At 54.8% G+C, this 16,087-nt stretch carries 10 protein-coding genes; 2 read left to right on the top strand and 8 right to left on the bottom strand.

Annotated features, from left to right (window positions below):
- Positions 1-144: 144 nt before the first annotated feature.
- The 5 genes from C7378_RS03900 to C7378_RS03920 are packed head-to-tail and all read right to left on the bottom strand — an operon-like array spanning position 145 to position 6,966.
- Positions 145-1,449 carry a flippase gene (locus C7378_RS03900; protein WP_131991943.1) on the bottom strand — a complete coding sequence of 435 codons (1,305 nt, stop codon included), beginning with the start codon at positions 1,447-1,449 and terminating at the stop codon, positions 145-147.
- On the bottom strand, positions 1,442-2,791 hold the full coding sequence (locus C7378_RS03905; protein WP_131991946.1) for an O-antigen ligase family protein: 1,350 nt from the start codon (positions 2,789-2,791) through the stop codon (positions 1,442-1,444). Before C7378_RS03905 ends, C7378_RS03900 begins: the two co-directional genes overlap by 8 nt.
- Positions 2,788-3,774: a glycosyltransferase family 2 protein gene (locus tag C7378_RS03910; protein ID WP_131991949.1), complete on the bottom strand. Its 987-nt coding sequence runs from the start codon at positions 3,772-3,774 to the stop codon at positions 2,788-2,790. The genes C7378_RS03905 and C7378_RS03910 overlap by 4 nt, the downstream gene beginning before the upstream one ends.
- 2 nt (positions 3,775-3,776) lie before the next feature.
- Complete coding sequence (locus C7378_RS03915) at positions 3,777-4,655, bottom strand: polysaccharide biosynthesis/export family protein (RefSeq protein ID WP_131991952.1); 879 nt, start codon at positions 4,653-4,655, stop codon at positions 3,777-3,779.
- Positions 4,648-6,966, bottom strand: coding sequence for a GumC family protein (locus C7378_RS03920; protein ID WP_131991955.1), 2,319 nt, complete (start codon positions 6,964-6,966; stop codon positions 4,648-4,650). The genes C7378_RS03915 and C7378_RS03920 overlap by 8 nt, the downstream gene beginning before the upstream one ends.
- A 433-nt stretch (positions 6,967-7,399) precedes the next feature.
- Between C7378_RS03920 and C7378_RS03925 the strand changes: the two genes are divergently transcribed.
- The gene (locus C7378_RS03925; protein ID WP_131991958.1) at positions 7,400-8,542 is read left to right on the top strand and encodes a glycosyltransferase family 4 protein; all 1,143 of its coding nucleotides are present in this window, start codon (positions 7,400-7,402) and stop codon (positions 8,540-8,542) included.
- On the opposite strand, the gene C7378_RS03930 is transcribed toward C7378_RS03925, so the two are convergent.
- Positions 8,532-9,635, bottom strand: coding sequence for a glycosyltransferase family 4 protein (locus tag C7378_RS03930; protein ID WP_131991961.1), 1,104 nt, complete (start codon positions 9,633-9,635; stop codon positions 8,532-8,534). The genes C7378_RS03925 and C7378_RS03930 overlap by 11 nt on opposite strands.
- An 81-nt stretch (positions 9,636-9,716) precedes the next feature.
- Here C7378_RS03930 and C7378_RS03935 point away from each other — a divergent pair, with 81 nt between their 5' ends.
- Complete coding sequence (locus C7378_RS03935) at positions 9,717-10,592, top strand: glycosyltransferase family 2 protein (protein WP_131991964.1); 876 nt, start codon at positions 9,717-9,719, stop codon at positions 10,590-10,592.
- A 345-nt stretch (positions 10,593-10,937) separates the two neighbouring features.
- Here the strand turns inward: C7378_RS03935 and C7378_RS03940 are convergent, their stop codons facing one another.
- Complete coding sequence (locus C7378_RS03940) at positions 10,938-14,408, bottom strand: arabinofuranosidase catalytic domain-containing protein (RefSeq protein ID WP_131991967.1); 3,471 nt, start codon at positions 14,406-14,408, stop codon at positions 10,938-10,940.
- Positions 14,409-14,655: 247 nt separating this feature from the next.
- The gene (locus C7378_RS03945) at positions 14,656-15,762 is read right to left on the bottom strand and encodes an alpha/beta hydrolase (RefSeq protein ID WP_207901325.1); all 1,107 of its coding nucleotides are present in this window, start codon (positions 15,760-15,762) and stop codon (positions 14,656-14,658) included.
- Positions 15,763-16,087: the final 325 nt, after the last annotated feature.

Consider the following 16,087-nt stretch of genomic DNA (forward strand, 5'->3'; position numbering starts at 1 on the left):
TATGGTTCGCTACAGGCGATCTCCAGTCGCACGAAAACAAGCCTGGTCTGGGAAGCCAGGCTTTACGCGACTTTCCTTTGGGCTCAGGCCGCGCCCGATCTAACTAGATGATTGCGAGCTAGGAAGTAGTTCAGCGCAGTGCTGCTATTGCGTCTCAAGCAAAACAGCTGCGTTTCTATCATTCGTTTTTCGGCTGGCTCTACAAAGCAGTCGGAGAATGCTCCAGTTAAAGAGCCCGAGGGAAAAATCAGTTGCGAGGCTGGACCATGCTGCTCCGCGCCAACCGTAGATTGGAATAAGCCACAGATTGAGGCCAAGATTAATTGCTACAGCTGACAATTGGGCGGCAGTTCTATAGCGTTGCAGTCCGGCACCAGTCAGAGCGCATCCGGTCATTTGGTGGACACTGCGTAGAACCGGGATCAGGCATAGCCATCGCAGTGCGATAACGCTCTCTGCAAAACCATGGCCGACAATGTGAGGGATGATCGGCGCCGTCACAAACATGACTATTGCCGAGACGGCGGAGAGCGCAAGTGATCGATAAAGCAAGCGAGTGGCGAGGGCGGCTCCTTTTTCTATTCCCTCGGTCCCACTGCGGAAGAGGCGCGGCATTGCGGCGTCTCGGATGGAATAGACAGGAACAGTTGCGATATCAACGACTCTGTATGCCATGCTGTAAATGCCATTCGCGGCATTCATCCCATAGTGGCTCAACATGGTCTTGTCCAGATCGTTGTAGGCAGAAGTGGTTGAGAGAGCAAAGGAGTAACCTAGACCTTCACCAGCTCCACTAAAGAAGAGTTTCGGCGCGAAGGTGGGACGTCCAAACTTTATCGTGACGGTAATGACCGCTGTTCCAGCTGCCAGGGCCGATACGCAGAGGGAGGCTATCGCCCACTGCTTTGCGGTCGCGTGATGAAGAGAAAAGAGCATTCCTGCAGCAGCTATCAACCGAACTAGATTCGTTAGAAGGTTGAGGATGGCAGTGATGCGAAGCTTTTCGAAGGCCTGAAATACCTGTCCACAGCAGGTCGAAAGCTGCATGCAGAAGCAGTTTGCGATGGCGACTAACAACACTATGGCAGCACTGGCGGGATTGATCAGGTGCGGGGCGATGAAGTGAAGAATTAATACCATCGCGACGCTGACGCTTGAAGTAACGACGAGAATATTTCCCCAATACAAGGAAAACTTTCCAGGTTCGTTGCTCACGTATCGCAGAAAGAGAGTCCCTGAGCCAAGTGTGCTGTAGGTTCCTGCTATTGCTACCAGTGCAAATGCGCCTGCATAAATGCCATATTCAACTGTGCCTAACAGACGCGCTATAAGGATGAAATAGAGAGCCTGAAGGATGAAGCCTACCCCCTGACCAGCGAACATCCATCCGGCATTCCGAGCCAGAGAACTACTCTTCAGCTTCGAAATTTCTTGTTTGAGTTTATTCACGCTGGCCTTCTAGATGTCGAGTCTGCTGATCTCGACGTAGACTTAGATACACCATTACAAATGCTGTCCACTCCAGCGTGTGAGGAAACATAAATTTGTCTCCATCGATCAGCATCGCGACGCTCAGAAATACAACAGTCAAATACCATGCTAGTTGAGGAGAAGTGGTGCGGCGCCAATAGGCGAAAGCCATCCTGGTAATCTGTGCCAGCAAAACAAACATGAGAAGAACACCGATTGCTCCCAGGTCAAGCCAAATCTGAAGGACGCCGTTCTCAGCATTGCCGAGATTTGCCGCGCCAATCATCATGGCGGTGGTTGCTGCCTCTCCCTTAAATCCAACCCAGAAGGCGTTATAGCCATAACCAAGAAGAGGGCGCTTCATGATGGGTACCATCACAGCCGCCCATATCTCCGTTCGCCCAGTAAGTGTCGGATCCTTTCCAAGCATCACTGCTATAGTTGCGTATTGCTCATAGACAACTACTGCGAGAGTAGTAACCACAGCGATTGTCACGAGCGTCAGTAGAAGCCTATTTCTGCCGCGAAAGCGCTTCAGCAGGCTCATTCCACCAAGGAAAAGGAAGGTCAGCGCAAGGAGGAGCCAGCCTGTCCGGGATTGCGTCATTGCAACAAGGAGCAGCGTAGCTGCTACGTAGAGAATCCTGAGGGCGCGTTGCAGACTGGTTTTCAATCGCAGGCTGAAAATTGGAATCAAGAGGTAGGTCATCATCATGGCGCAGTGATTCTTGTGTCCAAATAGACCCTGCCATGCATGGGCAAAGTTTTCCTTGTGGTCAAGGCCGATCGAGGGGAATAGCGCGATGAGTGTGTAGCTGCCGATTAGAGTAACCACGCCTAGCGTGGTGAAAAGCTGCATCTGCTGATTTGGAGTGAACCGGCGTACAAGATAGATAGCAAAAGCCGTATTGAGTAGATTCATCAATGCAAAACTTAGAGACCGCGAAGGAACCTGGGACCATGCGGTGGAGGCGGTAGCGAGCAATGGCAGCGCTAGTAGTAATTTGTTATTCAGGAACGTAGATAGGATGCTGCGATAAAAGGGAACCAGCAGTAATCCGATGATCCCATAGAAGAGCGCTATCTCGAGATTATGTCGAGGACTGCTTACTGACGACGCCATCATGGTGCCGTAGGTGCCACTCATCTGATTATTGCCGGCAGCGCCTTCGATGGAAAAGGTCCCGCGAACTGTCAAAAACAACAGCGGTATGATCGCTATCCAGCTTTCAACCAGCCTCCAGGCCGCGATCGGTGCTGCCTGGGCACTCCGCAGTTCGACGGATGGAGGAAAGGGAGCGGTTTGTGCTGTAGTACTCACGGAGTAGACCTTCCTGCGCTACTTGCACGATAAAGCATTGCCTGGCGACGCTCGGGGGATATAAATTGCCGGAGATTCGGATATACCAATCCGTAAAGCACCAGCAGCCATACGACTTTAGGTGTAATCCTGCCATATGTACGGCAGTCTCTCAGTAAAGTGAAAAATACTCTCCATTGCATGCCGCCCTTGCCCGCATGGTTCATGCACATGATGGCGAGAAAACAGGAAAGAGCTTGGGGCGTAAACAAGTGCTTATTGTGCATCGCCCAGTTGTAAGAGTCCTTCCAGTCGGGAACTTGCGTGATCCTCTTCCGTTTAACTTCATTGTGGAAGATGCTGAGTGGTTCCTGTACCAGGAACGTTTTTACTCCCGACAATTGAAGAGCCTGCAGTATCCAATCGGTATCCTGATTCCGCTTGAGCCCTTTCCGGAAAGGTACTTTGAGCAAGAGCCCGCGAGAGACAAACCAAGTCGATGTCTGGGGAAAGCCTTCGATAGTCCCAAGCCACGACACCTTCGAGTAGAGAAAGTCACTGATCGCCTCACCTGGACGAGGGAAGGTCCGGGGCCTGAGTAAGCGGGTTGCGCCCTTATCGTCGTAATACTGGCATGTGACAATAACACGCGATCCAGAGAGCGACTGTGCCGCCGCTAATTGTTTGGCAAGCTTCTCCTGATGCCATTCGTCGTCATCATCCAGCAGTGCAATCCACGCGCTCTGTGCGGCCCTGATGCCAATGTTGCGGGCTTCTGAGCCTCCGACGTTTTCCTCCAAAGCGAGGACTCTGACGCGCGGGTCCTTGATCGCTTGTAGAGCCTCCTCCGTAACTTCATCAGGGCCATCAATTACAACAATGACTTCGATCGCCTCCAGGCTCTGCGCGAGCGCACTCTGTACAGCGCGAGTGACAAGCTCAGGACGGAACCGGGTGGGGATCACTACGCTTACGACGGGTCTATGTAATTGCACGCCTGTCATCGTTAGAACTGGTACACTGCCGCGCCGGTTGCAGCAGCAACGATGCCAGGTGTGGCGGTGACAAAGCTGCGGAAATAGCTGAACGGAACGTAGACAATGTCATTCGGTAGAAGCGCCATGTCTGGCTTTTTCCCCTTCTGCATTTTGCTCAATGGTAGAGGGAGATCCTGGTAGGTTCCGTCTGGATTTTTCCTGATGAGCCGAGCATGGGACGGTACTGCGGTCGGCGGAGTGCCTCCTGCTTTTGCGAGCATCTGCAGGACGGACAGTTGCGCTTCATTGTTGTCCATGACGTAGCCTCCGGGACGATTAACATCTCCCAGAATGTAGACAAGTGCTGCTTTAGGAACGACGATCGTATCTCCTGGATATACCAGAATCTTCTGATCCAATGCTACATCTGACTTATTCGACAAATAATATGTGAGCTTTTTGCCGGTGGTAAGGCGGGCGATAGTAATGTTGCGATCTCCAGCAGGCGTTATGCCACCAGCGCGCGCGAGTACATCGATGACACTCAAGGGGGTTGTTATCGGATATGCTCCTGGAGTTCTGACCTCGCCCATGACCGATACGCTTTGCGTCGCATAGGTGTCGACACTTACGGTTACCTGCGGATGCTTCATCACGTTCTTCGTCTTCAGTGCTTCTTCAATAGCCTGCGCGGCTGCAGATGGGCTGAGCCCCGACACGTGCACGTTGCCGACAAAGGCCAGAGGGATATTTCCCGAATCGGTTACCCTCGGATGCTGATCCATTTCCGGGGTGTCATACACCTGGACGTGAAGTGTATCGCCTGGCCCAATCAACAGGCTTTCGTTTTGAGCGAACGATGGAATGGCGGAGCAAAATACTATTAGAACAGCCAGGCATTTAAGCATTCTCACGTGCGGTCTCCTTTGTGCCGTAGTAGGCGGAGTTTTTATAGCCGTAGTAATCGTAGTAGGCGCCAGTGCGGCGCGTGAGACTGTTCAAAACGATTCCGATGGTGGAACCGCCTTGTGTTTGCAATAAGGTCTGACTGCGATTGAGCGATTGGCGCTGAGTATAGTCGTACCTGGCGATCAAGAGTGTTGTATCCACCAGCCCACTCAGAAAGACGGAATCGGTGACTGGAAGTACAGGGGCGCCATCGAAGAGAATGAAGTCATATTCTGTCCTCCATTGCGCCAACAAGTCCTGCATCTGCGTTGATGCCAGAAGATCCGTCGGGTAGGGTGGAATCGGCCCTGCAGGAAGTACGTGCAGGGTAGGAACTTGCTTCAAGGGCGCCGTGGTTCCGGCGTCGAGATAGCTGTCAATCTGGCCGGCCAGTACTGAGCTCAGTCCAAGCGTGTCGGAAACATTGAAGCTTTTGTGCAGAGAGGGCCTTCTCAGGTCCGCATCCACCAGCAGGACTCGCTTGCCTTGCTGGGCCAGCAGGATTGCCAGGTTGATGCTGAGTGTCGTCTTGCCCTCACCCTCAATCGAACTGGTAAGGAGAATGCTTTGGGGGGGGGAACCGCCACGCGAGAGCAGCAGCGAAGTGCGCAGAGCGCGAACTGCTTCAGTGTAGGCAGAGCGGGGTTCCTGAAGCGCCATAAAGTTAGACCCAGGCCCAGTGAGACCCTTACTCAGGGAGGATGGCAACTGCTTGCGATCATCCTGCGTGTACTTAGGCAGGATCCCGATGGGAAGTCCGCCTATATAACCTTCGAGTTCGCTGACGTCCTGGATCTTATTGTCCATGACATCGGCGAGCAGAGCTCCGCAGCATCCGAGGAACAGTCCTCCGAGTAGAGAGCCAGCCAGCACGAGCGGAACATTGGGCTTTGCAGGCTTCGCGGGAACCCGTCCCGGATCGACGACCGTAATATTGGTCGAGCGCAGACCTTCGAGTACGCCAGCTTCTTTGAGGTGGTTAAGCAGCGTTTCGTAAAGGGTGCGGCTCTGATCCGCCTCTTGTCGGGCGATGGCGTACTCGATGCTTTTATCATTCATCGCATCAGCCTGCTTCTTCTCTTCGTCAAAGACTTTCTGTGTACTGTTCTCGACTCCCTGCGCGACTAAGTAGTCGTTCTGTGCACGCTCGGCAACGCGGTGGGTCTCAGCCTGGATCGCTTTCTGAATAGAATGCAAGTTTCCCTGCAACTCTTCGATTTTTGGATAGGCTGAGCCGAATTTTGCCGATAGCTCCCCGATCTGACCCTGTAGTGTGGCCTCCTGCAACCGGAGGTTCTGAATCAAATTAAGCGATGAGTTGACGCCTGGGGATGCGCCTGCAGTGATGGAGTTTCCAACGAGCCCCGAAATCAGCTCGCCATTTCCGCTTTTGATTGCCTGGTACAAGGCGCCTTTTTCGATACGGCTGCTCTGCGCCTGGGTGAGCGCGGTTGTTGCCTGCTCCAGCCGATCGAGAACGCTGCTATATGCCGGCGTTCTTCCAGTACCGTCGTCGCCCAGGGTGACAATGCCGGCCTTCTTCTGCAGCTCAACAACTCTAGCCTGCAGGTCTTCACTCTGCTTGCGGAGATCGGCGAGCTGGTTGGAGAGCCAGCCAGAGGCTTGGTTGGTCGCGTTGAAGCGTGTCTGGAAGGTGTAGTCGATGAGGGCCGCGGAGAGCGCATTCACAACAGCTGCTGCCGTATGAGGGTTCGAGCTCAAATAGGTGATCTGGATGAGGCGCGAACCAGAAACAGGCTTAACTGTGAGGTTGTGGCTGAACGCTTTGAGCATATGGCTAAGCTTGTGCGGCGAATCTTCAAGCGGAGCATTTGGGGGGTCGGCTGGGCCTTTGGGGGATACCAGGCCAAGCGCCCAGCCGATTGGATTGAACATTGGCTTGAAGTCCGGACTGGACTCTAAATGCAGCTCCTTGATGACCTTGAGGGCAAGCGTATCGGACTGCAGAATGTTGGCTTCCGTCTCCATGGTGATGTTCGCATCAAGCGCATCACCGCCAGCCCCGCCGTTTCCTGAGACGTCGAGACCTAGCGAGTCGGCCGGGGTCTTCTGTACCTGCACCTCGCCGGTGACTTCGTATCGCCGCGTGCTGAGCAGGCAATAAAGGATTGCAGCACCAAAAAGAACCAGCGTTGTGCCGTATACAACGGAGCGGCGACGCCGCAATAATGCCCATAAGCCTTTGATCGTGAGCTCCCCATCAAGGGAGTTCTGGGCGAAGTTGGCTTGTGATCCGGTCAGTGCTTTCATGATTTATCCAGGTCTCGGCGACACTCGGAGGAGTGCCGCTGTCATTTCTGTAATCTTCTAAGGCTTAAGGCAAAAGCAGGGCCACTCCGTGCATCGCCTCCTTTTTTCTACGAAACATGATTTAAATTCATTAGTTACAACAGGAAAGTGGTCGAGAGGTGGTGAAACTCCCTTCTTGTCAGCTGTTTTCAACACCCTGGGGACAATTTCAGCGGGTAATTGCTATCCCTTATGCATTCCGCTGCATACCTGGTTGAGGATCAAGCCCATTTGTCCGGAAAGAAAGAGGAAAAGACGCCATCTGTCATATGGAATCAGATCTGCAGCTGACGATGAGGTTCTTTTTACCTGAGAAGGCCGATGTGGCTAAGCCACTCATCACCAGGGGTGCGCACAGCTTTGCGCATAAAGGACAAGTTGAATCGGAGCCCGCATGACGACCCAAGCAAAAATCTTACTCGTTGGCAATTACGCACTGGACGGACAACAGAGCATGAAGCGTTATGCTGAGTTCCTGAAGCGCGAGTTGGCGGCGCGAGGATACCGGGTTGAGCTGTTAGAACCCAGTGTTACTTTAGGCGGGCTTGCATCGCCAAAGAATCCGCTATCAAAATGGCTGGGATTGGCGGATAAGTTTCTCCTGTTTCCGCGTACTTTACGAAAGCGTGCAAGGGAGTTTGATCTTGTTCATATTTGCGATCACTCCAATGCGCCGTATCTCAAGTATGTATCGGCAACTCCTAATGTGATTACCTGCCATGACGTTATGGGAATCAGGAGTGCCCTTCAGCACTACCCGGAGAACCCAACAGTACCAAGTGCGCGGTTGCTACGTAGGATGCAGTGGATCGTCGACGGTCTCAAGTCTGCAAAGTGTGTGATCTGCATTTCCCGCAAGACAGAAGAGGAGCTACTGACGCTTCTCGAGAGGCGCCCTCCTTTGCAGCGAGTGATTCATCATTCGCTGAACTGGAACTATCAGAAGATGAGTGTGGAAGAGGCAGCTCCTATCCTTCACAAACTCGGTCTAGCTCCGAAAGCGCGATACCTGCTTCATGTGGGAGGAAATCAGTGGTACAAGAACCGATTAGGGGTCCTGCGAATCTTCAAGGAATTGCGTAAGGTTCCCTCGTTTCAAGGTGTCACGCTGGTTATGGCAGGGAAGTCCTGGACTCCTGAGATGCGTGCCTTTGTTTCACAAGAGGCTCTTCAGGGAGTGATTGAACTCGTGAGCCCCAGCAACGAGCAGGTGCAGGCTCTCTACTCGGGAGCGCAAGCATTACTATTTCCTTCGTTCCACGAAGGCTTCGGTTGGCCGATACTGGAAGCTCAGGCTTGCGGTTGCCCGGTCATCACATCCAACCGAGATCCAATGCGCGAAATAGCCGGCGCAGGCGCTGTGTTAATTGATCCCGCCGATCCGGTCTCTGCGGCAAGAGAGATCGCTCTCAGGCTAAGAAATCAGGATCAACTTGTAAAAGATGGTTTCGTGAACATCTCGCGGTTCTCAAAAGATGCGATGATCAATTCCTATCTTGAGACATATGAAGAAGTGTTGCAGGGGGCTAAAGCCTGATATATTCCCCTGCTTCAGAGTTCTGAACTTCAAAGGCGGCAAAGTATCCTTTGCGTGCGGCCTCTGGGCTGTACTTCTCGTGGACCATGGCCCGCGCTGCAAGAGACAAACTGTGGCGTCGCTCGGAGTCGGATAGTAATGCAACGAGCTTCTGACGGAGATCCTGCGCGTCTCCGACTTTGAACAATGCGGCGGCGCGGCCGCCTCCTGATATTTCCTCGTGGACCGGCAGATCGCTGAAGATACTCGGAACGCCATGCGACATGCACTCCAGTGAGACGATCGGTAGCCCCTCGGGACCGTAGGAAGGATTGATGAAGATGTCGGCGCTCCTATAGTAGGGTGCCGTTTCACTACAGAAACCCTTGAACTGCACGTCCAGTCCTTGAGCGAGCTGCATGAGTTCATCTCTGTAACTGCCATCGCCTAGCACGGTAAGTCGAACATCGGGAAGTCCTCTCATCGCTTCGAGAATCAACTGCAGACCTTTGTACTTCTCGAGTCTGCCCACATAGAGCAGGCTGGCGGGTGAATTTAGTTTGTCTCTCTGCACTTTTTCGGAGGGGAAGATATTTACCCAGTTAGGAACCACTGTTACCCGGTCAGCTGGAACTATGCCGCATACCGTCTTTTCAACGGCCTCGGAGACACAGATGACTCGCGTCGCAAAATGGATGAAATAGCGGCAAAAAAGCCGAGGAAAATATCTGGCTGGACTGCGGTACCACTTGTAAAGGTCAGTCTCGAAAGGGCCGTGCCGGGTGCAGACGGTATCGCGCCCAAGGATTCGAGCCGGCAGCAGGATAAGAGTCTCGAGATATCCATTTACCTGCACAACATCGATCCTGTAGCGGAGGACCAGATAAGGCACCACACATAGCGTCAGCAGGAAGCGAAGTCCCTTCGCCCACCCCGCAACGAGGGGTATACACACAACTTTAACGCCCTTGCTGCGAAGGCGCTCTGCCAGCTCAGTCAGAGCGCAGACCGCGAAAAGAGTAGCTTGGCCTTGCAGTAGTGAGGTCAGTGATTCAACGTATGCCTCGACACCGCCGTATGGCGATCCAATATCGATGATGAGTATCTTTTTCAAGGACAGTTCACATTTCCATGACTGACATATGCAACTCAAGTTCAAATTGACAGGTGCTGGTATTTCTTTAATGCTTAGTTCATGCCAAGGTTTTCATTGATCGTTGCGACCAAGGGGCGCACGGATGAGTTGGAGCGCCTGCTTCAATCTCTGGCCCATCAGGACGGCTACAAGGACTTTGAGTTGATTGTGGTCGATCAAAATCCTGATGATCGGCTGGTTCCTGTTCTCTCCAGGTTCTCTCAGGATATCAACTGCTCCCATCTGCGTTGTGGTCCTGGGGTATCGAAGGCGCGCAATATGGGCTTGTCGGCCTGCAGGGGCGAGCTGATCGCATTTCCCGATGACGACTGTTGGTATCCGCCGGAAACTCTGAAGAATATCGACAGCTGGTTTACCGGGAATCCTGGTTACGGCATCCTCAGCGTTACCGTTCGTGATGAGGATGGAGTAAAAAGCGCGAACAAGTGGAAGGCAGAAAGCTGCGATCTGGCTCCGATCAATATCTTTCGCACTTCTGCAACGTACACCTTCTTTGTTCGCAGCAGCGACTGGAAGAGAAGAGTGTTTTTCGATGAAACGCTTGGGCCAGCCTCCGGTACGCTGTTCGGATCAGGAGAAGACACGGATTTCGTTCTGAGCCTTATGTCCAAGGGAGTGCGTGGACGATTTACCTCGGTATGGCATGTGGGCCATCCACGGCGCGATATGTTCAGTGGACATATCAAGCGTGAACGCGCCTTGAGCTACGGTATGGGCATGGGCAGGGTTCTTCGCAAGCACTCTCTGCTAATGCTGGGAGGTGCACTATTTGGCTTCGATCTCTTTCGTACATTCAAGGGGCTGCTCACCGGCAGAGCAAACGCCGGCATTCTATGTTGGGCTCATGGCCAAGGCATCTTGAGAGGGTATCTCGCCAAGGCACCCCGGCCATCTGCCGCTGTTCAAGCCGCTTGAACGATGGAGAATCTAGATTTTCTCTTCCGGGGTATTCTGCGGAGCGGTAACTAGAGAACCGAGCACAAGCGCGGGAGCCGCTACTCTTGAAGACGACCTCAATCTGACGAGCGTCGTAATTTGCCGTGGCGGATGGTTCCGCTCGACGGGTAATAATACAACCGACAATTACCACAGCACGTTCTTTTAGCTTCTGCCCCTGCCGCCTGTACGCCCGCTTCCTTTCTACAGCCTGATTAACAGCACGGACACTTCGTGCTGTTAATGCACTCCAGTGGATGAGCTTGCGCTGCCACAGTCACTGGCGCTCATCGACGTGAGCGCCAGTGACAACTCCACGTGGCCCTAATGAGTTCTCCTGTGATACCGGTTGGGCGCGCCGGGTGTGGGAACGTCGTCGGTGATTTGAGCGCCGACGGCGTGCGGCTGGGTCAAGGCTTTCTTGAAGGTGATGCCGGTGCCGGAGACCTGTGCCCCGGCCCGATGCACACGAGTGAGGGGTGCTTTGACGGTGATGGAGGGGATGCCCCAAGGTGTGATGGAGGCAATGACTGCCGTCTCGGAGTTCGCGCCGTTGTCGATAGTGATGGTCTCACCATCGCTGAAGCCGGTTATGCCGGTGACAGGGATTACGGTCGCGTTCGGCTCAGAGGCGGCGTGCAGGGTGGTGGCCCCGGCGGTGCCCACCGTCGCGATGACGGCGGTTTCGAGGTCCGCGCCCGGGTCAATCCGTACCGTCTGGCCAGCGTCAAAGCCATCTACGCTGGAAACTTTGACGTTGGTGGCGCCAGCGGCTGAGGCGACTGACAGCGTGGCAGTGGCCTGCGTCAGGAAGTCCGAGCAGTTGCTGCTGGTGTCTGCTCCGTCGGGGAAGCGGCCCGCGCTGGCGGTAGTGGCCCGAGACGAAGAGGACGAGTCAGAACCTCCAGCCGTTCCGGGCGCTGGTGCAAAGCAGCCGCTCTTTCCAATCCCAGAAATTCCCTGGTAACCTTCGGCAGCCCATGGGTCGACGAGGCCGCCGTAGTTGAGGCTGTCGACGACGAGGCCCGCAGCGTCGCGCAGCACCATGCTGCCCTCTCTGACGGAGATGGTGCGACCAAATAAGGGAGAGAGGGTTACGAGTTCCGGGCCCCCGAACCACTGGTCAGGCGCTGGCTTGCCCTGATAGCCCGCGGTCGTGACTGCGACGTCGCGCACAACCGCCTGGATCTCATGGTCTTTGATCAGTGGCCGGTCAAGGGTAATGCCTGTACCTAGCGCCTGAACGGGCTCGTTGCTGGAATGCGCGAAGGCTGTCGCCGGTTTGAAGCTAACTCCAGTTCCGCGATCGCTGAAAGGAAGATTAGCCGCATGTTGGAACTTGAGGGGGGTGGTCAGGTCGAGGCCCGTTCCCGGAGATACGACCCACTCATCGCGAATATGCGCGTGGGCGAGGGCTGGTGTGAAATCGATGGCGGAACCGCCCTGTTCCCCAGCGGCGATAGCTGTGACAGTCACGAATTCCTTGCTCGCGGGGGTTCCAACTGTGATCCTGTCGCCGACGGCGAAACCATCATCACGGCGGACTTTAATGCGGGTTGCGCCCGCGCTTGCATTGGCCGCGAGATTGGTCTGGCTCGCCTTGGTGCCGACGTGCTTGACGGTGACGGTCTCGATCCCATGACCTGCGCTGTCAATGTCAAGCCTGATTTTGTCACCGGTCGAGATATCGGAGACCGACGTTACCTTGATGTTGGTCGCACCGGCAGGCGCCTCAGCCGCCAGATAAGCCTGGGTTCCTGGCTTGCCGACCGCTGTTACCGTAGCGACCTCGTAACGCTCCCGGGTTCTTGCGACAGCGGGGTAAGTTGCGCCATAGCCCAAGGCGATTTTTTCACCGACCACAAAGCCGGATACGCTGGCGACAGGCACATTCGTCGAGCCGGCCGGAATTGTGATCACCGGCCCGTCGGGAAGAGGTTGCCACAATGTCGTATGGTTGCTGGCCGCGGTGCCGAGGCTGGCAATCTTGCGGGTCTCTACATCGGAGCCGCTGCCGATGCTGACGCTATCGCCGGCGGACATGCCGGTGGTGCTTCTGACGTGAATAGTGGTATCGCCTGCACGCGCAGGAACCGACAGCCCGGAGTTGGAGAGACCGAGCAGGTAGAAGCCGCCTTTCGCAAGCCTGGTTCCGGCCGGAATCTTGACGGTTGAGAAGATGGCCTGCTGGGCCGGATGCTCGGTCAGGCTCCAGTTGGATATATTCAGGCTCTGCGAGCCGGCGTTGTAAAGCTCAATGAAGGAATCTGTCGGGTTGGCGGGAGAGCCGGAACTAATGCGGAACTCATTAATCCTGACCGGGCTCACATTGCGCACTTTTTCGATCGCTGTATCGGAGTATTGGGCCCCGCTCATCGAATCGGTCCATGCAACGTTCCCGACCAGGTCACCGTTGAAAGACGCCGGACCCGAGGTCACCTTGAACGTCGCGCTTACGCTTGCACCTGGGGCGACAGGATCAGCGAACGTCTTTGCCGTCTCGGTGGTGCCCGGGATGAAGGACGTCCACTGTTTGTCGGGCACTGCAATACTCAACCTGACACTCTTTGCGGGCGTACTCATGGTGTTTGTAAAGGTCACGGTAGTCTCCTCCGAGGATCCCGGAGAAAATTTCTGGAGTCCTGGCGGAGTGGCAGTAGCTGACGCGGGCGCAAGGCTCAACCGCGGCATGCCATAACCGGCGGCCACTACGTTGGCCTGCACTCGTTGATCAGTCGTGTCGCTTGGGAAGGTGCCTGCGGCCGTCATAGCGCCTTCATAGAAGGTACCCTGCGAGCCGTTGCTATTATCGCCGCCATTGCCCATCAGGATCGCTCCCTGCTTGCGCATCGGGTCATAGGTGGCATCGACGCGCGGTCCATCGAACATGACTCTCAATGCACCCCGCTGCGCGTCGCCTCCCATGGAGGTCCAATGGTGCGGTTCGCCTTTTGCCATAGCGGTCACGAATCGCCAGGAGATGTTCGGGAGATTTGCGCATAGCTTGGAGCCATCCGAGTTGACGCAGCCGACTAGATTATTTTCCTGATCGGTCATGACCCAAGGACCCGAGGGATTTCCGTGATACCACCAGGGAGCGTCGCCGAAGTAGGTAGTCTCCATGGTGCCGTTGTCGTCGTCTCGGCTATCGATCTCGGCATTGCCGTAGTCGAAGCAGCAGCCGGAGTTGAAGTGCAGACCGTTGATGACCCAGTATTGCCCTTCCGCCTGATCGTCGACCGCTGTGCCCTTAGCATCGTCCTTGCGGAGCCCCATGCCGGGCTCAATGAAGACGCCGTACGCCTTGTGACCCATGATAGTAATCGGCGCCATGTCAGCGAGCGGAAGATTGTTGAAGCCACCCAGGGACGGCCCGCTGAATCCGCCGCGAGGCGCCTGGGCGAGATCATTATGCTTTGGGGACTGGTCGTAGATTTTGGTGATCCAGCAGTACGTGTTGGCGCAGAACGCATCCTGTACGGCCGCGTCAGCGTATCCGCCGGGATCAGCGGACGGCGACGCAACCGGCTGGACAACGCCGATGTCCAGGGTCTTGCCATCCGATTGACGCAGTATCTGGTAGAGCGGACCGTTGTAGGAGGCATACAGAGCGCGCGTGGTGCTGTGAGCGGCAACACAAGGATCGCCGGCAGCCGCATAAATGTCACATGGGCCTTCCGGCCGGTGCGTCGGAGAATTGGGTCCTGCTCCAGTCTGTGCCTTTAAGGGCAACGCGGCTCCCACGATTATGAGTAGTAGTGCCAGCATCATTGCGAATCGATTTCTTATTTTCATGTTCATCCTCTCTGGGTGTTGCCATCGGGGTTTGCCGGTTAAGCGACGATGCCTGGGCCCTGCATCATTTTCTTCAGACTGTGCGCTACATCCGCACTCCTTGACTATAAAGTTGGCATGCAATCCATTTTCTAAGGTGGGTGCCGGGAGGAGGGAAGGGAAGTATTCAGCGGCCGAGTTCTTCACCGATCAGGAGCAACCTGCCGGTGCAGTCGCACTGGGCGAGTACAGTTCTTCCTCGAGCAAATCATTGACAGTCCGCGCTAAAGCAGAGGTTCTTACTAAAGAACGGCAGCACATGATTCTGGAACCGGTCGGCAACGGCGCTGGTGTGCGTGCCTGGATAGATTTCGAAAGTGTTCGCGAGTCCATAATTGTCCAGGATGTTGTGAAGCTTCTTAGTATCCACACGTAGACCGTCCTGATTGCCGACATCTATTGAAATGGCACGATACCGCTTGAGATTCCCGATGTACTGGTCGACGAATACCAGTGGCGCATTTGCTGCGAACTTGGCTTGCACTTCCGGCACTGGAACCCCGTTTTTGGTTGGCAGGTCGAGATAAAGCGGCGGGTTCTTTGGGTCTGGCGCCCAGGCGGCAGCCGTAGCAAGTTCGGCACCGTCAAAACCCGGCATCAGGGATGCAGCCTCGGATGGGGATTTAGCCTCGGCTATCTTCTTTTCATTCGCGATCGCTTGCTCTTTCGTCTGGTCTGGCTGGCCCGGTCTGTGGCTTCCCATTGGCGACAGGCAGCAGGGGCTCATGATGTAAAGACTGCCAAAGACATCGGGGTGCTTCATACCAATGCGCGCGGCTCCGTAGCCCCCCATGGAATGGCCCACCAGACCGCGGCTCTCGCGGTTTGGAAGTGTCCGGTAGTGCGTATCGATGTAGGCCACGAGATCATGCGAGATGAAACGCTCAAAGTCACCGGTAGTCACTGAACTTGAATACATCGAGCCGTTGTAGATGGTCTTCGAGTCCGGTAGCACGACGATCATCTCTTTGGCGCCCTGCGCAAATGCGCCTTCAATTGTCTGTGGCACATGAATCTCGTGGCTCCACTGCTCAGCCCCGATGAAGTACCCGTGCAGGGCATAGACGACGGGATAGTGGCGATGCAGATCGTGCTTGTAGCTGGGCGGTAGAAACACAATCACATCGCGGTCTACGGCTTCGCCTTCAAGATTTCCTTCAAGCGAAGCGCCATGGACTTTAATGTGTTCCACTGCCACCGGCTTCGCGCCCGGAATCACCGGTGGCACGTTTGTTTGAACTTGTGCTTGAAGTACAGGGCCCATCGCAACAGCGATCCCCAACATCACTGCGAAACACCATTTTGTAGTCTTCATGTTTAACCTCAGCAGGAAAATCGTTCCTCTCATATAAGCGGATCTTTTGGTGCATTCATCGTGATAAGCCTGGAAGAAACGAGAGGCAAAAGGCTAGCCGGCTATCACCCATCCTCATAACTCTTCCCCGCGAAAATTCCGGATCGATAGCCGCATATCCCTTACCCCGGGTAGCAGCCCTCCGCTAACGAACAATTTTTCCGTAAACGTTATCCGAAATCGGACTATACATAAGTTCAGCAATCATGAGCAAGAGTAATAAATCGCTTTATTTTAGCCGACACTGTCGATGGTTTCTGCTTGATGGCATTGAGCGGATGCATTC

Source organism: Acidipila rosea, assembly GCF_004339725.1.
In the GTDB taxonomy this organism is placed as follows: Bacteria; Acidobacteriota; Terriglobia; order Terriglobales; family Acidobacteriaceae; genus Acidipila; species Acidipila rosea.